General features: G+C 62.2%; 17 protein-coding genes. 3 read left to right on the forward strand and 14 right to left on the reverse strand.

Features of this window, described 5'->3' with window-relative positions; genetic code table 11:
- Positions 1-12 precede the first annotated feature (12 nt).
- Both OIU37_RS28310 and OIU37_RS28315 read right to left on the reverse strand, forming a co-directional pair.
- Positions 13-438: a hypothetical protein gene (locus tag OIU37_RS28310; RefSeq protein ID WP_264259341.1), complete on the reverse strand. Its 426-nt coding sequence runs from the start codon at positions 436-438 to the stop codon at positions 13-15.
- 138 nt (positions 439-576) lie between these two features.
- Positions 577-1,269, reverse strand: coding sequence for a hypothetical protein (locus tag OIU37_RS28315; RefSeq protein ID WP_180696808.1), 693 nt, complete (start codon positions 1,267-1,269; stop codon positions 577-579).
- 134 nt (positions 1,270-1,403) lie between these two features.
- On the opposite strand from OIU37_RS28315, the gene OIU37_RS28320 reads away from it, so the two are divergent.
- Positions 1,404-2,375: a DMT family transporter gene (locus tag OIU37_RS28320; RefSeq protein WP_182208364.1), complete on the forward strand. Its 972-nt coding sequence runs from the start codon at positions 1,404-1,406 to the stop codon at positions 2,373-2,375.
- Between the two features lie 83 nt (positions 2,376-2,458).
- Here the strand turns inward: OIU37_RS28320 and OIU37_RS28325 are convergent, their stop codons facing one another.
- The 8 genes from OIU37_RS28325 to OIU37_RS28360 all read right to left on the reverse strand — a co-directional run bounded on the left by OIU37_RS28325 (position 2,459) and on the right by OIU37_RS28360 (position 14,012).
- Entirely contained in the window at positions 2,459-2,770 is a 312-nt protein-coding gene (locus tag OIU37_RS28325) for a DUF982 domain-containing protein (RefSeq protein WP_180696810.1), read from the reverse strand.
- 170 nt (positions 2,771-2,940) lie between these two features.
- Positions 2,941-5,346, reverse strand: a complete 2,406-nt coding sequence (locus OIU37_RS28330) for a serine/threonine protein kinase (RefSeq protein ID WP_264259342.1) — start codon at positions 5,344-5,346, stop codon at positions 2,941-2,943.
- 42 nt (positions 5,347-5,388) lie between these two features.
- Positions 5,389-6,570: a serpin family protein gene (locus OIU37_RS28335; protein WP_264259343.1), complete on the reverse strand. Its 1,182-nt coding sequence runs from the start codon at positions 6,568-6,570 to the stop codon at positions 5,389-5,391.
- Positions 6,571-6,583: 13 nt separating this feature from the next.
- A complete protein-coding gene (locus OIU37_RS28340; RefSeq protein ID WP_264259344.1) occupies positions 6,584-9,112 on the reverse strand; it encodes a trypsin-like serine protease in 2,529 nt (842 codons plus the stop codon).
- Positions 9,109-10,725, reverse strand: coding sequence for a caspase family protein (locus tag OIU37_RS28345; protein WP_264259345.1), 1,617 nt, complete (start codon positions 10,723-10,725; stop codon positions 9,109-9,111). The genes OIU37_RS28340 and OIU37_RS28345 overlap by 4 nt, the downstream gene beginning before the upstream one ends.
- 23 nt (positions 10,726-10,748) lie before the next feature.
- Positions 10,749-12,698: a DUF4384 domain-containing protein gene (locus OIU37_RS28350; protein ID WP_319004764.1), complete on the reverse strand. Its 1,950-nt coding sequence runs from the start codon at positions 12,696-12,698 to the stop codon at positions 10,749-10,751.
- 210 nt (positions 12,699-12,908) lie between these two features.
- Positions 12,909-13,286 carry a hypothetical protein gene (locus tag OIU37_RS28355; protein ID WP_171378010.1) on the reverse strand — a complete coding sequence of 126 codons (378 nt, stop codon included), beginning with the start codon at positions 13,284-13,286 and terminating at the stop codon, positions 12,909-12,911.
- Between the two features lie 135 nt (positions 13,287-13,421).
- A complete protein-coding gene (locus OIU37_RS28360; RefSeq protein ID WP_264259346.1) occupies positions 13,422-14,012 on the reverse strand; it encodes a hypothetical protein in 591 nt (196 codons plus the stop codon).
- A gap of 160 nt (positions 14,013-14,172) precedes the next feature.
- On the opposite strand from OIU37_RS28360, the gene OIU37_RS28365 reads away from it, so the two are divergent.
- Positions 14,173-15,783 carry a hypothetical protein gene (locus tag OIU37_RS28365; RefSeq protein WP_264259347.1) on the forward strand — a complete coding sequence of 537 codons (1,611 nt, stop codon included), beginning with the start codon at positions 14,173-14,175 and terminating at the stop codon, positions 15,781-15,783.
- Between the two features lie 269 nt (positions 15,784-16,052).
- Here the strand turns inward: OIU37_RS28365 and OIU37_RS28370 are convergent, their stop codons facing one another.
- Both OIU37_RS28370 and OIU37_RS28375 read right to left on the reverse strand, forming a co-directional pair.
- Complete coding sequence (locus tag OIU37_RS28370; RefSeq protein ID WP_264259348.1) at positions 16,053-17,315, reverse strand: isoprenylcysteine carboxylmethyltransferase family protein; 1,263 nt, start codon at positions 17,313-17,315, stop codon at positions 16,053-16,055.
- A 17-nt stretch (positions 17,316-17,332) separates the two neighbouring features.
- Positions 17,333-17,632, reverse strand: coding sequence for a tail fiber domain-containing protein (locus OIU37_RS28375; protein ID WP_264259349.1), 300 nt, complete (start codon positions 17,630-17,632; stop codon positions 17,333-17,335).
- On the opposite strand from OIU37_RS28375, the gene OIU37_RS28380 reads away from it, so the two are divergent.
- On the forward strand, positions 17,619-17,795 hold the full coding sequence (locus OIU37_RS28380; protein ID WP_264259350.1) for a hypothetical protein: 177 nt from the start codon (positions 17,619-17,621) through the stop codon (positions 17,793-17,795). The two genes, OIU37_RS28375 and OIU37_RS28380, sit on opposite strands and share 14 nt — an antisense overlap.
- A 215-nt stretch (positions 17,796-18,010) precedes the next feature.
- Here OIU37_RS28380 and OIU37_RS28385 read toward each other — a convergent pair whose 3' ends face one another.
- Positions 18,011-20,590 carry a caspase family protein gene (locus tag OIU37_RS28385; RefSeq protein WP_264259351.1) on the reverse strand — a complete coding sequence of 860 codons (2,580 nt, stop codon included), beginning with the start codon at positions 20,588-20,590 and terminating at the stop codon, positions 18,011-18,013.
- A 246-nt stretch (positions 20,591-20,836) separates the two neighbouring features.
- Positions 20,837-22,114: an L-fuconate dehydratase gene (locus OIU37_RS28390; protein ID WP_171604924.1), complete on the reverse strand. Its 1,278-nt coding sequence runs from the start codon at positions 22,112-22,114 to the stop codon at positions 20,837-20,839.
- Positions 22,115-22,208 lie beyond the last annotated feature (94 nt).

Genomic DNA, 22,208 nt, shown 5'->3' on the forward strand with positions numbered 1-22,208 from the left:
ATGGCATTGCCCTCAAGCTTCTGAGATGCGCAGGATCTTGCAAACCACCGCCGTTGATGTGCCATTGACGAAGCCTATGATGGACAAAAACTGTGACCTATCTCGATCGATTATTTTTCTTATATCCTCCTCAAGATATTGGAGGCTTGCCCGCCCCTGAAACAACGCGTTCCATCCCACATCTACCGACTGCGAAGCCGGCACATTTTCGACGCTCCAGACGAAAATATCGATGACGATCGAATCATCCCAAATTTGCCCCAGGGAAATTTCTTGAACTCCCTCATACGAGAGTTTTACCTCCGTTCCATCAACTCTCCTTAAAGTTAAAAGTAGATGGCGACGGTTTGCAAACTCCAACGAAATCAATCTTGTATCGTGGACTCTGGCCCCAAGAAGCATCCCGTCGTCGTCGTTTCCCCATGCAATTTCTCTCATTTCCCTACTCCTGATCATCACTTATTTGCGCTGCTCAACATGTTTTCGACGATAGACGAACGGACAGCTTTCAGCGCCAAGAGCGGACGCGATCCCCTGACTGCTCTTGGCCCAAAGCGATCAAGGATCGCTCACTGATTACTGAGATATCCAGACTTGAAGAGGGCCAAGTTTTGCCAGTCCCATATCTTCATCGGAAATATCGTCCCTAGACCAGCATACGATAGGTAGCCCTTGAGAAGACGGTCCTGCAGCTTGCAACACTGCCATCTGCGCGAATGATTGGCTTTTGATGGAGAACCAGTTTGATAATCCGAGCGAAAATCCGGTGTCAAAGCTGATAAAGCCAGATTCGATTGCGCTAAGCTCACCCTTGAACCAAAAGGTTATCCTCTGATCTTCAAGTAAGGTGCTGGGAAAAATGGTGTCGTCAGGAGACCCCCAAGCTCTTTCCCATAAATGCAACTCGGCTGGGGAGGTTACGGTCTTCCAGCCGACAGACTCGCCGTTCGAAACCGTCCCACCGTACCAATGCCCAGCGACTATTCGTTCGAAACCCTGCTCGGTGAGAGTCAGGTCTCCGAAGCTGTCTTTGATCCCCCACTTTCGAGAGTGATTGGCTTCACGAACTTTGTGAGTGAGTTCAACAACTTCGTTCTGAACGCCCTTTTCGCGGGTTATTATGTTCGGATAAAACGGTGGCGAAATAGCCAAATTCGCCCAGGCCTCCGAAGACCGAGTTTCGTTGGATCCATGTGCAGAACAAATCCTACTGCACCAGGCGATGTTGTCTTCCACTGCGAGTTGAAGCAGTCGGGAGGTATCAGTCATAAGCCGCACCCCTGGATACGCGCGGAGGATAACCTATTCGGCAATTGCCGCAATGACCGCAAATGACGCTTCGCAACCGGGGATACCGCTGCCTTCATCTGTGCAGCGCTGGGGAACTGTGGCATAACTGGGCCATGGCGATACATGTCTTGGCGGTCCATCGCGACACGGTCGGGACGGAACAGGCGGCGGGCGGTTCGCTTGCAGCCGCCTATTCCGTGGGGGTTTTCTGCTGGCTGCTGTCGGCCGGCGTCTATATCGCCGCGAAATGGGTCTCTTCGGAGATGCCGCCCTGGGCGCTTTGCTTCTGGCGCGTGCTGATCGCCTGGGCGATCCTGATGCCGATCGTGTACCAGCATTTCGGCGCCATGGTCGCCCTTGTGCGGGCTCGCGGCCTCGAGCTGCTCGCCATCGGCGGCGTGGGGCTTGCGATCTGCCAGGGCCTGATTTTTGTCGGCCTCGAACATGCCGATGCCACTACCGCCGGCATCATCATCGCCCTGATCCCGATCATCACTATGATTCTTGCCCGTTTCATTCTGGCTGAGCCGATGGGACGCTGGCAGGTGATCGGATCAATCCTCGCCTTTCTTGGCATCGTAGTCATCATCGTCAAAGGCAGCCCGGCTGCGCTCTTACGTCTCGACCTCAATCCCGGAGAGCTGTGGATCGTCGCTGGCGCGTTCTGCTTCAGCCTCTATACCGTCCTGCTCCGCCGGGCAAAATTCGATGTGAATCGCCTTGCGCTCCTAGTGCTGCTCCTCGGTGCAGCGGTGCTGACGGCGCTGCCCTTCTACCTGTTCGAGCTTGTCTCCGACGAGCGCTCGACGCTGAATGCCAGCGGCCTTATCGCGCTCGGCTATGTCGCGATCCCGGGCGGCGCGGTTATGTATTATCTCTTCAATCGCAGCATCGAGGCCCTGGGGGCGGCGCGGGCGGGCGTGCTGCTTTACATCCAGACGATCTTTATCGCCGTGCTCGCCTACCTGTTCCTCGGCGAACAGCTGCAACGCTATCATCTCGAAGGCGCGGCACTCATAGTCGCCGGCTTGCTTCTCATCATCCTGCTGAAGCCAACGACCAGAGCGGAAGCGACCAAAGCCTGAGTACGAGCGCAATGGCTTTCCTAATGACCGCTTCTTGGCGCAAACCTGACGTCGATAGGCAGGTGGCCGCCTTGAAATAAGACCTATGTTCGCATCATTGGAGGCAGGTCCGGTCGCCGCTCTCCCATTCCCTGCCGGACGAGCGATAGAGTTGCGATGCCTGCCTCATCGGCCGCACGCAGAAGTGCTTCCCGGAATTGTTCCGGGGCAATCTTCCCGCTCAATGCGTCGACGCAGGCTTTCACGGCAGCCACATATTCTTCGCCGTCATCGCAAGGCCAGTCGTTGATCAGGAGACGCGCCGCGTCGCCCAGCGTCCATACGATCTTGCGAGATGCCGGGCCTCGCAAAGCAAATCCAACCGGCGTGAATGCTGATGATGTGTTCCAGCACATTGTCCTCGACCCCTCAAGGCACGGATACTGCAGTCCCCACGTTCAATATACGCGCGTATTTTGTAATTTGGAATTGAAATTTGTCGAATGATACGGCTTGAGCGCGAGCTGCCGAATGAAGCAGAAAGGGTGCGCACGCCAACCCCATTCGGTACCATTTTTCGCCGCGCTCACCGCAATTCGGCGGTAACCCGGAAGATGCCGCCGGCCGACGCGTCGGAGCAGACGACGAAGGTCGAGCCTTCCTGCGCCATGAAGGCGACATTGCCGCCGGCCTCGCAGGGGGTGGCGCTCCATTGCAGGATGATATCGCCATTGTCGGGCAGTTTTTCCGGCGTGATCTTCGCCGCACTTGCCATCCATTCCGTCGCCGACGGCAGGTGGACGGGCGCGTTCAGCTTTTTCGACAGCCAGGCCGTATAGTTCTGCGCCACGCCAAGCGGCACGTCGTCGGCCGGCTGCTCAGGATTGTCGGCATAGGCCTGTGCTGCGGCGGGATCGGAATTGGCGGTGTAGTATTCCGCCATCTCGGCACGGGTGACGGCCTTGGTCTGCATGCAGAAGGACTTGTCGATCTTCACCGCGCCATTGGCAACGCCGAGCATGCCGCCGAGCTCCTGCATCGACGAGGTCATCAGCCGGACATTCTCCAGCGAATAACTTCCGGCCGGCACGGTCTCGAAGGCAAGGGTCTGCGAAACCGGGCAGAAGCCGCGCGCCGACAGCGCCTCCAGATCGGCAAGGATCGGCTGGTAGGCAACGATGGCGAGCTTATAGGCCTCTGCAGTGTAGCGGCCGTCGGCCTCGCTGATCTTCGGGGCGAGTGCGGCAAGCGTCGGATCGGCAGCACCGGCGCGGGTTGCAATGGAGGCGGTGAGATCGGTGACTTTCTGCTTCAGCGCCGTTGCCTCGTCCTTCGCCGCCATGACATCGGCGATGACGGCGTCGAACAGTTTGGCGGCGTCGCCATAGCCTGTGGTCGCGGCCGGCATCTGCCATTGTTCTGCTTTGGCCCTGGCCTCGGTCATCAGCCCGCTCGCCTTGGCGACGTCGGGGCTATCGCCGGCGCCGATGCGATTGACGGTTTCGCGCTTTGCCGCGGCGTTCTTTTCGGCGGCCGTCAGCGCGGTGAGCGCCTTGGCGAGATCGTCAAACGTCGTTTTCGACTCGTCGTAGGCGCTGACCGCAGCATGCATCTGCTTTGCGGTGGCGGCATCGGCAGCGGTTTTCATCTTGGCGTCTGCCTCGGCAAAACCCGGCGCCTTGTCGCCGCCGGCGGCCGAAGCGGCAGCCTTCGCCTTCTCGGCATTCTCTTTCGAGATGCCGATCAGCGCATTGCCGAGGTTGATGGCGGCCGTCTGGAAGCCCGGGAGCGCCTTTTCGTAGTCTTCGTCCTTGAGCAGGGCATCGGCCGATGTCAGCGCCGCAGCACCCGTGTCATAGGAGAGTTTCGCCTGGTCACTGGCCGGGCGCTCCGGCGCCTTGGCGGCGATCGCCTTCTGCTTGCGGCTTTCGGCCTCCTTCTTCCAGGTTCCCACGTCGGCGACGAGCTTCGGATCCGGGCGGAGCAGCTTCGGGATGGTGATGGCACCGACGCCGATGCAGATCAGCAGCAGTGCGGCGATCATGGAGATTTTGACGGGCGTCCATTTTTTCGGTTTCGGGGTGTCCTGCTGCTGCGGTATGCCGCCGCGCGGATCCCACGACATCGGCTGGATGCCTGTCGTCACGCGCGCGAATTCGCCCAGCGCGTCGGCGCCCGTGCGCGGTCGCGCGCTCGGATCGCGGCTCAGCATCCTTTCCACAAGGCTTGCAAGACCTTCGGGAAAGCCGGGGATCAGCACGTCCAAGCGGGGAAAGATGTTGGAAGGGTCAAGATGGATGTTCTTCCAGCTCTGCTCGCGCTGGTGCTCGTCTTCCCAGACCATGACGCTGTCGAAGACGCTGGCATAGGTCTGCCGCGGCAGGAATAGCTTGTAGGCGATCATGCCCATTGCGTAGATATCGAGCGCGGCGGAGGCGGAGAAAGTGCCGCTGGCATAGATCTCCGGCGCGCCGAATTCCGGCACATAGGGCGGGATGATGTGCTCGCCGATCTTCGAGATCAGGTGCAGGTTGCCGATCCGGACCGACAGGCCGGAATAATCCTCCGACACGTAGATGCACTGGTCCGTCAGGGCATTGTGGGCGTAACCGGCGCCGTGCAGTGTTGCCAGTCCCTCGAGGATGTGGCGGCCGATCTCGACGGCGCGCTCGTAAGCTACCATTTCCGTTTCGTCGAGATATTGGTGCAGCGTTTTCGACGGCCGCTTCTCGACGATGTAGAAATTGTCGTCTTCCGGCGACGGCGGGATGAGGTCCTCGATTTCGACGAAGCGCCGCGCCGTCAGCGATTTGGCCTCGTTGATGGAGGTCCAGACCCGCTCGAAACGGGCCTTGTCCAGTTTCAGCGCCATATCGGGCGCGACGATGAACACCGCATGGTCCATCCGCTTGTCCTGGGCCGGATAGACGATGAACTCGTTCTCATAGACCGGCTCGCCGATCGTGTAGCGGGCGATCAGATCACTTCTCATGCACTTGTCCCCCTGCATTCATTACATTCATGAAACCGAATTCTATTCGCCTGCCAGTAATGGATCGCCGATAAGTCCTGCGGCCAGCAGCAGGCCGGTTCTTGTATCGCGAAGCGCGAAGGCAAAACGGGCATCGGCCACGACTCGAATAAGCTTCGGATCGATGCTGCGTTCCGTGATAACAGCGGTGGCTGCCGCCGCCTCCGTGCCGTTTTCGTCAACCTTGATCATCGTCTTCTGAAGGACGCGCGCCAGGCTGATGTTTTCCTTGGTGAAACCCGGGAAACCCGCATCCTTGGCCTTCTCGGGTGCCACGCCCATCGCATTGAGTACCGGCATCAAATCACGCCCGTCGTTCAGGGAAAAGCGGGGCAGGAAGATTTCGCCCTTGGCGGCTTCGAATTTTTCCCCTTGCAGCCAGGAAGTGAGCCCCTTCAGGTCCGCGCCGCCCACGCCCTTGCCGGAGCGCGCCGCCACCACGACCATGCTGTAGCTCTCGCCGGCATAGGCAAGGTCGACGGCGGTGAATTTCTCGTCGAAGCGGAATTTCTGGCCATCGCCGGCAAGATGCATCATCGGCACCGAAATCGTCGAGCCATCCGGGCGCTGAAAGGGGCTTGCCGGGCTCTCCTTCTCGAAGGAGGTTTTCCAACGCGCCTTGAAGGAGAGTGCGCCGAGGCTGACGAAGCCGCCGCCGGGTGGCGCGTCGAGGATCGTGGGAATGGCCCCTCGCGTTGCCTGTTTGACCCAGCCGTTGATGTGCTCGACCGATTTCGGTCCGTCGAGATCCTCGATCGAGGGCTTGATCCGGTGGCCGGCGAGCATGGAGAGCGCATCAGGGACGAGCACCAGTCTGTCGTCGAAGATGATCGCGACCGCCGTCGCCAAAGGCGCGTCCGCCGCTGCGGGCTTCTCCGGGGTCATTGCGTCAAGCGCAATCTCCGGTCCCTTCACGTCACTGCCGAAGCCAAGGCCCTTGGCGATCGAGGCCTTGCCCTCGTCGGAGGCGCCGAGGCTTGCAAGACCGAGTGCTGCGGCAAGGCTTGCCGGCGACACCATGATATTGGCCGCCCCTTCCTTTGCCAGTGTACGGTCGATGAGTTCGGCGGCAAGTCCCGCCTGCGCAGCGAGCATCGCCTTGCTGTCGCCGGAGTTGCCGGCATGGGCTGGGGCAAGCGCCATCAGGGAAGCGGCAAGACCCGCCAGCAGAGTGGATTTGGGCATGGTTCGCTCCTGTTCAGCGGATGCGATAGAATTTGGAATCGAACGACCATTTGCCTTGGGCGCCGTTCTCGTCGTCGCCGACGATCCTGAGGCTTCGAGCGAGATCGTAGACATAGTTGAAGGCGGCGCGCTGACCGACGAGCGGCGTCGGCACATCCGGCATGTCGAGCACCTCGATCGGCTTGTCGCTGAGGATGGCAACGACCATGCCGACGCCGGCCGGTCCCTCCACCACATATTCGAAGCCGGTATAGGGATTGCGCGCATCGGGCACGACGACCGGCCGGGCCGGATCGAGCCGGTTGTCGCCGCTTTTGGCGGTCGGCTTCAGGCCCATCGAGCGCTTGTTCGGGTAAAGCTGCGTCAGCTTGCCGGAGGCGTCGATATCGACCAGGATCAGGTAACCGGATTTTTTTGTGGAGACACGCATCGCCACCTTGTCGCCGATGCTGACCGCGGTGCCGGGCAGCACGTCGACGGCGATGCCGGCCTCGTTGTCGCTCTTCAGCGTGTTCTCGACGGCAGCGACCGGCGTCTTCGCCTCCTCGCCGGTGATGACATCCCGGCCGAGCGCATCCGGCTGGCCATAAAATTGCGGGACCGGCGTGAAGCGGCAATCCTCGGCATGCGTCCGGCAATATTCGTCCGATTTGCGCCGGACATAATCGAGAAGCGCGGCATTGCTGACATTCGGCTTGTCGGCTGCGCGCGCCACGCCATCCTGCACGCCTTCGATGAAGTGGCGGGTAAAGACGCCGAGCGCCGGCTTGGCCTCGCGGTCGACAAGGGCCCACTGCCCCGCGTTGACGGCCGACCAGACCATGGCGTTTTCGCCGCCGAAGGAGAATTTGGCTTCCTTGCCTGACTTGTTCGGCGGCTCGAGCGCTGCCAGCGCCGGGCCGAGGCAACGCACGGCGCCGGAAGGTGCGACCACCGCGCTGCGACTGCCAGGCCCGACATGGCAGGCATCGATCAGCAGCGTGACGCGGCGGTCCTTGAGGCTGTTGAGCCGTGCGGCGATCTCTGTTTCGCGGATCTGGTTGGTGACGGTTACCTTGCCGCCCTCGCGCACCAGCTTGGCATCGGCTGCCACCAGCGTCGGGCTGGTCGTTGCCTCCGCCCCCATTTCTTCCGAACCCTGGCCGCTGAAATAGAGGAAGACGCGGCTTCCGGGGGTCGACTGGCGCACCAGCCAGTCGTCGATTTCGGCAAGAATCGCCTCGCGGGTCGCCTTGCGATTGGTCAGCGTATGGATCTGTTCCGGGCGGTAGGCGAGCGTCTTGACGAGGAAGACCTGCATCGCCTTCACATCGGTGGCGGAACCGGTCAGCTTCGCCTCGCGCATCTCGTAATCGTCGATGCCGATCAACAGGGCGCGGTCGCCGGGCGAGCTTTCGATCACCGGCGCCTGGACGACCGGCGGCTGCATGGCGGGTTCGTCGGCGACGGGCTGGTTTGCCGGCGAGGTATCGCCGGCGGGCGTGTCGGCGGCAGGTGTTTCGGTCGTGCCGGCCGGCGCCGTATCGCTGGCGGGCGGGGTGGTGATGGCGAGATTGGCCGTTTTCTGCCCAGACTGCTGCTTCGTCCCGCCACCGGTCGTGGTGGACGCGACCTGATCGCCGGCGGCAGGTCCTTCAACATTCGGCACGTCGCCGTCGGTCTTTGCGGCGATCCAGTCGCGGAAGGCGGCAACACGGGTATAGACGCCGTAGTGTTCGGCCTCGGCGCAGCCGGCGCCCCAGCTGACGACGCCGAGCTGGATCCAGCGCTTGTCGGGACGCTGGGCGACCAGCGGCCCGCCGCTGTCGCCCTGGCAGGCATCCTTGCCGCCTTCGGCATAACCGGCGCAGACATTGCGCTCGTCGATCGGGTTCATGCGCATCGAGCTGTCGCGGTAGGCGGCGCGGCAGTCCTCGCGCGGCACGATCGGCAGTTCCACTTCCTGCAGCTCGGTCGGCAGGTATTTGTCGTCCCAGCCGTGATCGGCCTTGGTGTAGCCCCAGCCGGTGACGACGGCCGGGTGGCCGGCGGCCTCGACTTCGTTATCCGAGGCCGAAGCGAGGATCGCCGGCTTCGATTTGGCGGGCTCGCTCAGCTTGATGAGGGCGATGTCGTTGGCGAAGACCTTGCGGTCGAAATCCTCGTGGATGATCACCTCTTCCACGGCAAGCCCCGGCTTGTCTGGCCCGTCGACCGCGATCACCTTGTCGATCTTCGACTTGCCCTCGACGATCAAGAGATCGCGGGCGAAGAGATCCTGCTTGCCGGAGCGGCCGCTGGTGACGCAATGGGCGGCCGTCAATATCCAGCGCGGCGCGATCAGCGAGCCGCCGCAATGGCCGCCGAAGCGGCCGCGCTGTTCGGGGTCGGGCGCCAGGATCTTGACCTGCCAGGGCCATTCGCCCTTCTTGGCCGCCTGGCCGCCGATGACGCGCCCGCCATCCTCGCCGGCAAAATCGGTGTCCTGCTGCGCCAGCACGGGAGTAGCCAGAAGCAGCATGACGGACGCAATATTGAGGACCTTGCTGATCGACGTGCTCATAGCTTGGCTCCGGCGGAGGTATAGAGGACCGTAAATCCGACGCGCGCGCCCTCGGGCAGGAAATCGCCGAGGCGCTTGGCGATATTGCCGGCGGTGCGGCGCCTGTCGTTCTGCTTCAGGAATTCAATAAGTTCGGGCATCGGGGTTTCGGAGGTGACGGCGACGAGCAGGTCGGTGCCGAAAGGTGCGACGACCGAAAGATCGAGATCGAAGGTCGCGGACATCTCGGCATCGACCTCCTTCTCGCCCGGATAGAGGAACTGCACGGTTCCATCGCCGGTGACGTCGAAGAGTGCGAGCTTGCGGCCTGATATATCGGACACCGTGACGCCGACGCGCTCACCTTCGCGATGGACGGTATCGGAAGGCGTCACGCGCACGGTCTGCGGGTTGGTCTCCGACAGCCGCTTCAGCGCATCGAGCGCGGCCATCCGGTCGACGACGAAAGGCATGTCGCCGGCGCCGACGCCGGAGGCGACGACATCGCCGCCGGCAATCGCCTCGTGCTTTTCGGGGTCGAAGACGAGTTCGGCATCAGCACCCTCCGTCAGCTTGAACGGCGTGACGGCGGGGTCGATCCCCTGCAGCACCGGCTCGGAGCCGAGGGCGGCAACGCTGATCGGCGCGGGCTCGGCGGGCAGCGGAGTGTTTGATGTCTCCGCTGCCGCCTGTGCCCCCGCCCCTTCGAAATTATAGACGACGGCGCGATCGAGATCGGTTCCGGGCGGGCTTTCGGTAAAGATGTTCTGCCGCTGGTTGGTGAACTGGTAGACGGCCTGCCGCACATATTCGAACAGTTCGCGGCGGCTGACGGCGCCGTCGGCGTTCCGATCCGCAGCCCCTTCGAAGGCGCGGGCGGTGGCATAGCTCAGCGCGCCGCGTTTCTGCGGAATGCCGGGAATGGTGATCTCGGGCGACTTGGTGTTCTCGTCGACGGCGGCGAGAAAGGTCAGCCGCTTGAAATCGAAGCCGGTGGACAGCGCATCCGCCGTGGTCGAAATCGGCGCGAGATCGTCTTCCTCGATCGTATAGGACGGCGCCTGACGCCAGGTGATCTCGGCGCCGCGCGGATCGACGTCGCGGGTCATGCCGCCGGCATGACAGGTATCGGCGATGAAGACGACATCGGCGCCCTTGGCCTCGATATTGCGGATCAGCGCCTTGAATTCGTCGCCGAAGATGCGCTCGCGCGATCCCGGCAGCCGGGTGTCGAAGCCTGCAAGGATATAGACCTCGTCGCGGCCGCTCGGTTTCGAGCCCTTGACGCGCTCCGGCTCGCTCGAGCCGTGGCCGGCGATGCCGAGCACGATCAGGTCGCCAGGCCCTGCCCTTTCCGTCACGGCCTCGATCGCATGGAAGATGCCCTCGCGGTCGGCAGTACTATTCTTCAGCAGCGTCATGTCCTCGACGCCGACCGAGCGCAGCGAAAGCGAAAGGTCCTCGGCATCGGCGACGGCGCCGTGCAGCGGCGGAACATTGCGGTACAGGTCGATGCCGATCAGCACGGCCCTGACCGCACCACGCTCGGGCGCCTCGATCACCTTTGCCAGGCTGTCGGTGGCCGCCATGGTGAGGAGGGCAAGTGCTGCGGCCATGGAAACGAATGCGGTCATGGCCAGATTCCTCCTCGCCCGGCCTATTCGCGGCGCCATTCGACGCGGCGGTTCAGCGCATCGACATCGTCTTCGGTGAGGTTTGCGGTTGCCGTGACGTCCACCGGCTCGGAAGCTCCGCGGCCTTCGGCGTCAATTGTGGCGTCGAGTCCGTGGCTCTTCAGGAAATCGGCAACGGCCTGAGCACGGCGCTCGGACAGCTTCTGATTATAGTCGTCACTGCCGCGCCGGTCGGTGTGACCGACGAGGATGATGCGGCCTGGCTTCTGCTCCTTAAGCGCCTCCAGCAGCTCCTCAGCGGCTTCGGTGCCGATCGAGGTGAAGCTCGACTTGTTGAAATCGAAGGTGATCGGAACCGGAATGGAGACCGGCACGATGCCGCGCACATTCTCGGAATAGATGCCGCCGAGCACGCCGCTGCGATGATCCTTTTCGGCCGGCACGAAGCTGCCTTGCGGATTATCGCTCGTCGGGTTGGCGGCAAGGATGCGGGCCTGGGCGGCGCGCTGGATGAGATCGGAGATCGTCTCGGCGGGCGGTGCCTTCGGCGTGCGGGTCTCGTTCTTGATGATCTCGATCGCCTGCTGGTAATCGGCGGCGGCATCGGCGAAGCGGCGGGCGGAGAAATAGATCTCGCCGAGCGTGGCTGAGGCCTGCCAGAGCACCTGCGGGCTGTCGGCGGCGACAAGCAGCGGCTCATAATCGGCGACCGGCTGGTTGGCGGCCATCATCTCCTGGGCAGCGGAAAGCCTGAGGGCCGCGACGCGGCGCTGGGCATTTATCTGGAACTGGCCGCAATCGGCGCTGACGGCGATCGCATCGGCTTCAGCTGCGGCAGCGCTGATATCCTTGGCAGCAACGGCGGTGTTCAGCTTGTCGAGAAGCGCGGTGCAAACAGGCGTATCGGCGTTTGCTACCTCGATCTCCTCGCCGGCTTGATCAGGTTCGGCCGAACGGCCAAGGTTCAGCTGCGGCATCTTGATACTGAAACCGCCGGGAAGCTTGAACTGCGGCATCTTGATCTGCGGCATCGGCAGTTTCGGCATCTTCGTCTGCGAAGTCTGGCTCGGCTGCTTGTACTGTGTCGGCTGTTTATATTGGGTCGGCCGGGTGGATGAGGTGGTGTCGGCCGGACCGATCAGCTCCAGTTCATCGGCGGCAAGCTCCTGGCCGGGCGCCAGATTGGTGACGATCTTGTACTTCTTCGGCGGCTGTTGTGTTGCCTGCTCGACAGGCTTCGGCGCGACCTTTTTCGGGGCTGCCGGCTTCGGCTTTTCCACGACCGTTTCCGGCTTCTTGGCGACTTCCTGTTTCGTTACCGGCTTCGGCTTCGGAGCGGCCGCAGGTTTCGGCGCGACGGGCGGCTTTGCAGCCTGCTCGACCGGTTTCGCTGCGGGGGCGGCTGCGACGGGCGGGAGGGCAGCCAGACTATCGACCGTCGTCAGCATCAGCGTCTTGCTGCTGATCTTGGTGCCGAGGCTGCGGGCTTCTTCAAGGCTGCGGGAAACGGCATCCATGCCGCCGTCGATCGAGCGGAACATACCGCCGCCGCTGCCGCCGAGATCGGCGAAGATATCGAGCGGCTTGGAGGAATAGAAGACTTTGATCTGCTCCTGGCCGACCGGGCCGGAAACCTGCAGCTTGGCACCGCTTGCCGGATCCGGCACCTGCACGCGCTTGCCGGCGCCGACAAGGGCGTCGGTCTGGTATTTGTTCGGGAAAAGCTTGACGACCGAGCCGTTCGGCGAGACGTTCAGCACCGTGACATAGGCGTTCTCGGTCGACTGGATGAAGAGGCCGACAACTTCGCCGATGGCGTATTTGGCTTCCGCGCGATCGAAGGTGATGCTGACAGGCCCGGTCTGCGCCGGCGCTTCGGTCAATGTGCGTTCGTTCTGCGCCTCGAGGGCGGGAACCACCGAAAAAAACGAAAGGAAGGTGGCTGCTGCCAGGATGGCTTTGCGGTTCGGCATTGGAAAACCTCCTCTTCGAACATCTCACACTGTGTTGAAGATGAGAATAGCACTGACTGGCGAAATTGGGATGGCTTTGCCTGTCTTGCTTGAGGGAGGGTTACAAATTATTTGGAGCCTGGAAGAATCCGCCAAGGCAAGACGTGAGCAAGACTCACGCTCTGGAATATCCGGTGCCTGTTATAGTCCGTTCCAACTGCGAGGAGGCGGTTAGTTCTTGGGTTTCTGCCCGGCTGATTTCAAAATCGAGATCAGATCGCTCATTCCTTCGGGCGAGGAATTGTAGAGCCAGAGAATATCCGGATTGTCGACCGTGAATTCCTTGCCGGGCCCTGAGCCCATGTCGCGGCCGGGCGAGGTCGCATCGGGCAGCTTCGCCTCGCCGGGCGTCAACCCCTTGGCGCGTTCGTGTTCGGCGATGATCGCAGTCGCTGCAGCAAAGGCCTTTTCGTCATGTTGACGCAGCGCTGCCAGCGAGGGGTTTCGCGCCGCAAGCGCGTCTTCGGCCGGGCCGGAATGCGCGAGCTCCGGTATCTGCAGCGCCAGCAGAAGGCTGATCGACAAGGTCATGAGCCAGGATTTCGTCATCGTCGTCAAATCCGTTATCAACCTGATGCGCGCCGCAAGAGCGCAAGCAGAGCGACAATAGGGAGAGGTCGGAAAGAAGGCAACGGCGCTCAGTGCCAATCGATTGGGAGGGTTGAAATCGGCTGGCAGCGGAGGTCAGAGAATCTTCAATTGCTGCAGGCTAAGGCGCAGATCACGCAGCATCTCCCCGAAAATCTCCTCGATCATTCCGGTCGACCAGACGACCATGGTGCCGTAGGGCGAGCGTTTGCGCTGCATGAAGCCTGCTGTCTCGAAATCGATCAACGTCTTGCGGCAGGTCTCGCTCGACATCACCGCGACCAGGAAACGGGCAAGATTGGACTGGTCGATCGCGCCTGATTTATCAGCCCAGTTCTGGATCAGCCGCGGCTTGGTGTCGGCGGTGAACATCGAGGCGAGCGCACGATCCTGTGACAGCCCCAGACGCTGCAGCTTGGCCGGATCGCGGGTCAGCGAAACCACGTAATCATTATGCAGATCGGCGAAGCGTTCGATATCCTCGGCGGTGCTGATGCCGAAGACCTTCATCGAATAGAGGAACTCGGCCATCAGATAGGTCGGCTCCGAGCGCAACTGCGCCAGATGCTTGTCGTCCTTGCCGGCCGAGGCGGCGCAGACGCGATCTGAGAAGTTTATTCTTGCCGCACGAACCTGCTCCAGCAAGCTTATGTCGAGCGCCAGTTCGTCACCGTTCCATTCCAGCATAAGCATTTCCTGCCGACAAATCTTCGAGACGATGTTCTTGTACTATCGCCGGCGCAGATCTCCAAATCGTTTGGAAAGCAACGGCTTGCTGAGAAGTTATATCTAGCCTACCATTTTAAAGACTTGACGGTCACAGAGCATGATGCCGGGGGTCGAGGCAATGCGTAGTTTTGGGTCGCATATTTTGTTTGCCGCGGCACTTGCGGTCGCCTCGCCGGTTTTGGCCAAAGATACGACGATCATCGAGCTTCGCGGCGGCGACGGCGCGCGTTCGGTCGGCATCATCTCTTCCAACGAGGAAGCGGAGGCATCCGGGCCGGCGGCGATCACCGTCGGCGACGACGGCACCATTTACATCCTCGACCAGAACAACGGCCGCGTGCTCGCCGTCGACGCCGAACGCTCGCAAGCCGAGCCCGAGATCCTGCCGCTGCCGGAAAATGCGACGCCGGAGGATCTCGCCGTCGTTCACAACGAACTTTACCTCTGGTCGGACGGCGTCGTGCCGCTCGAGCGATCCACCGATGCCGACGGCCGGTCGCAGACACTGCGCGCCGTCGACGGCGGCGCTGATGCCGACGACTACACCCGCTCGGTCTTCGCCTCCATGGGCTCGGTGTCGCCGGGGCCGCTGAACAGCATCATCGATGAGATCGGCCGCAGCACCAGCCGGCCAGAGTCCCGCCCGCCGATCATTCAATACGTGCCGAGCCGCGGGCTCGGCGATATCGTTGCCGAGGTCCGGGCCGCCGCAAACGACAAGGCGGAGATCCTGCTGCGGCGCGCGAGCTCGGAGGAGAATTTCCTTTCGCTGCAGCTGGCCTCGGAAGGGCGAATCGGCACCGTCGAACTTCTCGACATCGACACGACAGGCAGGCCCTATGCGCTGGTCGAGCTCGTGCCCGCCGACCGGCCCGAGCGCACCGGCATGCTGGTAGTGCGCTTCACGCCGAACGGGGCGATGGACCGGGTTTACGACCTGCCGATCGAACCGGGCACGGTATTCTCCAGGCGCTTCGTGGCGATCGGCCCGCGCGGCGACGTGCTTTATCTGCGATCGCAGGAAAGCCGGGCGCAGGTGCTGCGGCTCGACGGTCGGGAGCCCGGCCGCAAGCTTGCCGTCGCCCGCCCGGCCAAGCAGCCGAATGCCGGCAAGCTTGGCAAGACGCCGAAGGTGGCGATCGTGCCGAAATCGCGCAGCGACGTCATCGAGCGGGCAATCGGCTTCGAGACGCTGAACTGGCTGGTGACATCAACCGCCTATGGCAAGGATCCCGGCCCGGGCTGCGTCAACATGAACCGGCTGCGCCGCCCGATCTACCTGATCGGCAAGCGCGGCCAGACGGTCAAGGGTGTTCCCTACTGCTGGGGCTGCAAGACGCCGCTCGAGAATTTTATCGGCGGCGTGGAAAAGGGCCAGACCGCCGGCAACGTCTGCACCAAGAGCGCGCCGCAATCCAATATCCTCGGCGTCGATTGCTCCGGTTTCGTCAGCGATGCCTGGGGCCTGAAGATGCACGTTTCGACGCGTGCCATCCCCGGGATCACCAAGCGCCTCTCCGACCCCTGGTCGATGCGGCCGGGCGACGCGCTGAACAAGCCCGGCTCGCATGTGCTGCTGTTCATGCGATTCACGGCCGACAAGAAGGTGGAGGTTATGGAGGCCTCGCCGAATGCCTGCAAGGGTCGCGTCTGCCGCAATACCTATTCGCTCGGCAGCCTGTTGATGCGCGGCTACCAGCCGGTGCGCTTCAAGGGACTCGACGGCTGAACGGCGGGAGTCACGCCGGTCTGCTGCATAATTCAAAGTATTACAGTGGCCGCCGGCTGTCCGATTCGTACCAGCAAGTTGCCCCTCACCCTCACCCTCACCCTCTCCCCGTTCTGACGGAGAGAGGGGACGTGCCCCGCGGGAGGTTGATGGGGAACGAAGAGTTTGCGGCATGTCCCTTCGCCCCGTTTACGGGGAGAAGGTGCCGGCAGGCGCATGAGGGCCGACCTCGCCGATCTCCCTTTGGTTTAAGTACTATGCGCGTCTTTTCAGACGCGCGGCGCTGTAGGCGCCAGCCGCCGCTTCGCCATGGCCAGAAGCCCATGCGCTGCAACGCGCTCGGCATAGTCCCGATAGGCGGGATCCCGGCTCAGCATGCGCTCTTCGGCGCGGGCGCGCATGACGTAGATAAGACTGACGATCGCCAGCATGCCGGCCCGGGCAAGCCCTTCCGCGAGGCCGCTGGCGAGGAAGCCTGGGATCGCAACCAGCCACCAGGCGATGTTCTTCGAAACATAGGCCGGATGTTTCATGAAGCGATAGGGGCCTGATGTGATGATGCCGCGATGCGTGAGGTTTGAAAATCGCGGCCCGAAAGCGACGGTCGCCCAGACATAGATGACGGTGCAGAACAGCGTCGCGACGCTCCAGAGGATGAAGACGGCCGACCCTTCCTGGATCATGGTCTCCCAGCCCGGCCCCTCGCCATAGGGCACGAAGGCATGCGAGATCGCAGGGAAGAACGGCTCGTAGCAGATGAGGCAGACGAGCCAGCCGAGTGCGGTCGTCTCCGTTGCCCTGACATGCCATCCGAAAAGCTTGAAAGTCGCGACATAGCCGCCGGTGGCAAGCACGATGTCGAGAAGAAAGGCAAGCTGCAACAGGCCTTCGAACCAGGCCGCCGAGAGCGGCGGAAACGCCCAGGCCGGCTTCTCGGCAAGATCGGAAAGAGCCGCCATGCCGCCCGAGAACATCAGGACGAGAAAGAAGCATTTGATCGCGAGCAGGCGCAATGCGAACAGCACGTCCTCCTCTCGAAAATCCTGCATCAACACCGCGCGCCCGACCTGATTGAGATAATCGTCGGGCTCCTCCGCGACCAGATCGGTGACCGCGACGTAGAGAATGGTGGCGCCGGCAAGTGCGATGGAAATGGGAATAGTGGTGTGCCCAGCTTCGATGATCCATCGGACCGCTGACGACTGCATGAAAAACGGAAAGACCGAACAGGCGATGACGACCACGCCAAGCAGCGCGGCGAGGCCGACAAGCTTCGTTCCGATGCGACGCCAGAAGATGGCGGGAGCCTCGTTTCGTCTCTTTCCCGATATCCAGGTCGAACGAGCAGTGAATGTGCCGTCGACGGCCATCCACGCCAGGAGAAGGCAGAATACGGCAAGCGCCATTGCCTTGCCGGGCTCAAGTTGCAGATAGGTCGAGAGCGAAATGCCGATAAGAACTCCGGCAAGGGTCGCCGCCTGGCTGACAAGAGGGCTGCCGGTCTCGGTATCCCTGTCCTGCGGTATCGGCACGCGCTCGGCCTTCTCGATTACATTGCCGGCTGAACGAAGCCCCGAGAGCGTATCCGTGCCGCCCGCTTCGCAAGCGCCATCGCTGCTTCAGCCGTAAGCGGAGACGCATCCTCCGGCAGCGAGATCATCGCAATATCGAGCTTGTCGTAATCGACCATGTAGTAACCCGATGCGGTTTCGATGACTGCCTCAGGCCTGATCGCCAATAGATCCTGCGCCATCGTGCCGACGAACAGCGGGCCGCCCCAGATGTAGCGGAAGGAATAGACCGGTATGCCCTGAGCCGAAGTGCCGAGCCGACGGATGTCGGTCTTCAAGCGGAGATCGGACCCCCAGCCGCCGCTGGAACTCGATGAACTGCTGGAGCTCGATGAACTACTGGAACCAGAAGAACCGCTGGATCCAGAGCCGCCGCCCATGCCGCCGCCGGAGCCCGAATTCCCACTGGAACTGTTCTCAGAGCGGGCGAAAGTCGGTTGATTGCTCGTTGTGGGCACTCTCCTGACGGTGGACGTGGTTCTCCTGGTAGGCGTGGCGCTCCTGGCCGCCGGCTCTTCGCTGGCAAACAGTGTCCTGGCGCCCGGATCGAAGATGCAACTCTGTAGGATTGCGCCTGAGCCTGCAAGGAAGGTCGAGCAAAGCAGAACACGGATGATGAGTTTTCTGTTCATGTAGGGCGCCCCCAGACCGCCGTTTCAGAAGAGATCGTACCTCGGATTTCGCTTTACCCAGGTCGCTTTGGCGAGCTTGACGAGCCTGTCATCGAGCGACTTGGTCTTCGGAATTGCCTTTTTTTCCTGAGCGGTCAGCTCGGCGGCAAAGGCGGCCTCCGCTTTCTTCTTCGCAGCGCCAGGCAGCCTCTTGAGTTCTGCCAGCGCCTGGTTCTTCGGATCGCCGCTGCCCGGCATGTTGATGGCGGTCGCCAGCGCGAAATAACGCGCCGCGACTGCAAGGCTGTCAGCGTCCGCACCGTCTTCCTTAGCCAGTATCGCGCGGTCGAGTGCGCCCCAATAATCGCCGCGTTCCGCGCCCATCTCCAGCCACTTCACTGCTTCCGCCTTGTCCGCGGCAACGCCGACGCCGTCGCGGTACATGCGCCCGAGGTTTGTCGGGGCATAGGGCTGACCGCCTTCTGCCGCCCGCGTGAAAAGGTCGAGCGCTTTCGGGAGATCCTCCGGAGCGCCTTTTCCGAAACGGTAGACGAGTGCAAGATTGTTCAGCGAATAGATGTCGTTGCGCTGGACGCCGGCCTCGTAGAATCGGATAGCCCGCTCCGGATCCGCCGGAACGTTGACGCCGTTCAGGAAGATATAGCCGAGTTCGTTCATCGCGTAGGTATGGCCGAGGTCGGCGGCCTGCAGCATCAGGCGCAACCCCAGCTGCTGATCTGCCTTGGTGCCACGACCATAGTAGAGCGCCTTGCCGTAGCTGTGCAGGGCAAAGGGATCGCCCTTGGCCGCACCGCCCTTGGCGATCTCACTTGCCTTGGCTGCGTCGCGCGGGACGGAGGCGCCGAACTCGTAAAGGCTCGACAGTTCGTAGATCGCCCTGACATGCCCGGCATCCATCGCCTTCTTGATCGTCGCAAAAGCCGTCTTAGTGTCGCGGTTCGCAAGCTGGGCGCGGCCGAGCTGGTAAACGAAGCGCGCCACCTCAGGATAGGCCTTTATCGCCTCCGTGCAGGCCGGCAGTGCTTCATCGGGGTCGATCTCGTTCGGCAACTTGCCTGCTGTCACGCCCTGCAGGTCGAGGGGTGCTGCGGCTGCAGTGTCGCAGGCGTCGAGCGTCGGCTTGAAAGTGACGGTCGCCGGCGGCAAGTCGTCGTTGGCGGCCTGCAGCGTCAGGGCGAAAGGCTGGTTTTCGGTGCCAATCTGCGGCTCGTAGGAAAGGGCCGGAATATCGGCTGCTTCGAGCACGTGACCGAGCCCGATCACCCGGTCTCCGGCGCGCAGCGTGCCCTTGTCGGGCAGGGCCGCGACTTTGAAGGTCATCTCCGCAGCCGATGCCGGCACGACCGGCAGGCTGGCTTCAACAGGGCCGACGCCGATCGTCGTGTCCACGTCGCGCGGCAGCGCCTTCAGATAGGCTTCGGCATCGGCCAGCCGCACCTGCTTTTCCTGTTCGAGTTGGGCGAGCTTGGCGCCGGCATCCGCCGAGACGGTGATCGCCACGACACCCTGCGTCGCCTGGCCGTAAGGGTCGCTCACGGTATAGCCGATCAGGCCGACGGTTCCGGCGGCAACACCCGATGAATCATAGGTCAGCGCCGTCAGTGCCGCGGCCGGCATCTTCGCGCCCTGCTCGACCGGCTTGCCGTCGAAGCTGAGTTTGCCGGTCTTGGGAAGCTGGTTGAGGGTGACGAGCAGCGCCGAGCCGGTCTCGTCATGCGGCGGGGCGATCGGCAATTTGGTCGTGGCCGCACCCTCCGGCACGCTCACCTGCTGCATCGGTTCGACGCTTGGCGGCGGCGGCGCCGGGATGAAATAGAAGCTGTCCATCAGCGAGGAGTTTTCCCAGGGAACCTGCTTGCCGTCGGTCATGGCGATCACGTCACGGCGCACATCGGTCAGAACCTGGCGGATCTCCTTGTTGGGTTCGCTGGCGCGCTTGATGAAGGATTCGGAATAGGGGCTGAGCGCGCCCTCGCCATCGAGCGCCACCTGGCCTGGTTCTGTGGAAAAGGCGATCAGGCTGCCGAGATCGCTGTCGATGCGTGCAAGCCCGCGTGTGGCGCCGACCGGTTCCAGTTTTTCCGCCATCCAGAATTTTTGGGCATTGAAGGGATTGTTGCGGCAGGCATCGAGGAAGATCAGCTGCACCCGCGAATTCTGCTTGAGATGGTTCAGGATCAGGTCGAGCGGCATGGTCTGCGTCTCGACATCATAGGGCGTCTCCAGCGTCGCATCGACCGGCACGATGAAATTCTGTCCGCCCACCTGGATGCCGTGGCCCGAATAGTAGATGAGGCCGGCCTCGGCATTGCTGGTCGAACGCAGGAAGCGGCGCACCGTATCTTCGAGCCCGATGCGGTCGACATTGACGCCGATCGTCACGTCGAAACCGGCCGCGCGCAACGTGGTCGCGACCTCTTCGACATCATTGGCAGGATTGGGAAGCGAGGGCAGCGTCTTGTAGACCGAGTTGCCGATGACGAGGGCGACGCGGCGTCCGCTCTCCTCGGTGACGGCGGCATGCACCGTGCCGATCGATAGCAGCATTGCTGCGACGATCAGCAGAAAAGCGCACAGTCTCTTGACGTCGTGAAACTTGGGCATGGCTCGATCGCAAACATTCTATTGTCTAAGTTCAATAAAATTTGCTGGCCTGCTGGTGCTGGGCCCCCTCCGCATTCACATTTCAAAACTATTCCTCGGCGGTCCAAAAAGCAAGCTTCGCCGCCTCCAAGTGAATTGGAGCAGTCCCGTCAGATTGGAAGCCCATCGACGGCAGGGAAAGACTATAAAAAATCAAGAAACTATCATGCGGCCGGCATCGGATACGTCAGCTGCGGCGAAACTTCCTTAATCTCGAAACGTATAGTTGCTGATCGAGGCTGATTTCATCTCGATGGAGAATCCCGGTAGGGTGGGCGGCATGTAGGCGGCGTTCTCGATCAGGCAGGGGTCGAGGAAGTGTTCGTGCAGGTGATCGACATATTCGATGACACGGCCTTCTTTGGTCCCCGACACCGCGACGTAGTCGATCATCGACAGATGCTGCACATATTCACAAAGGCCGACGCCGCCCGCATGCGGCCAGACCGGCAGGTCGAACTTGGCGGCAATCAGCAGCACGGAGAGGACCTCGTTCAGCCCGCCCATGCGGCATGAATCGATCTGCACGATGTCGATCGCGCCCTCGGCGATGAACTGCTTGAACATGATGCGGTTCTGGCACATCTCGCCGGTTGCGACCTTCACCGGGCCGATCGCCTGGCGGATCTTGCGGTGGCCGGCGACATCGTCGGGGCTTGTCGGCTCCTCGATGAAGAAGGGCTTGGCGAAGGAGAGCGCCTTGACCCAGTCTATTGCCTGGCCGACGTCCCAGACCTGATTGGCGTCGATCATCAGGTAACGATCGGGACCGATCACCTCGCGGGCGATCCTGAGGCGGCGGATATCGTCTTCCAGGTCGCGGCCGACCTTCATCTTGATATGGTTGAAGCCGGCATCGATCGCCTCCTGGCAAAGGCGGCGCAGTTTCTCGTCGCCATAGCCAAGCCAGCCGGCCGAGGTCGTGTAGCAGGCGTAACCCTCTTTTTCGAGGATGGCGATGCGTTCCGCCTTGCCCGCCTCGGCACGCTTGAGGATCTCGATCGCCTCGGCGCGCGTCAGCACATCGGTAAGATAGCGGTAGTCGACGATATCGGCGATCTCTTCCGGCGACATCTCGGCGACGAGCCGCCAGACGGGCTTACCGGCCTGCTTGGCGAGCAGATCCCAGACGGCATTGACGACCGCGCCGGTCGCCAGGTGAATGGCGCCCTTTTCCGGGCCGATCCAGCGCAGCTGGCTGTCGCTGGTCAGATGGCGCCAGAAGGCGCCGGGATGGGCGAGAACTTCTGTGAGGTCGGCGCCGACGACGAGGTGGCGCATCGCTTCGATCGCCATGCAGCAAATGTCGTTGCCGCGGCCGATGGTGAAGGTCAGGCCGTGGCCGGCAAGGCCCGGCGCATCCGTATCGAGAATGACATAGGCCGCCGAATAATCCGGATCGGGGTTCATCGCATCAGATCCATCCAGGCTTTGCGACGTGGGAAAGCGGAGATCGAAGACACGAAGGTCGGTGATGCGGGTCATGGTGTTTCTCCCGATTGTATGGGCGATTATATAGGGCCGATTGCAGTGGCCGGGCCGGCCGGCAAGACTGCCGGGCCGGCCGCATCCGCTGAAA

The sequence above is a fragment of the Rhizobium sp. BT-226 genome, assembly GCF_025847085.2.
Taxonomy (GTDB): Bacteria; Pseudomonadota; Alphaproteobacteria; order Rhizobiales; family Rhizobiaceae; genus Rhizobium; species Rhizobium sophorae.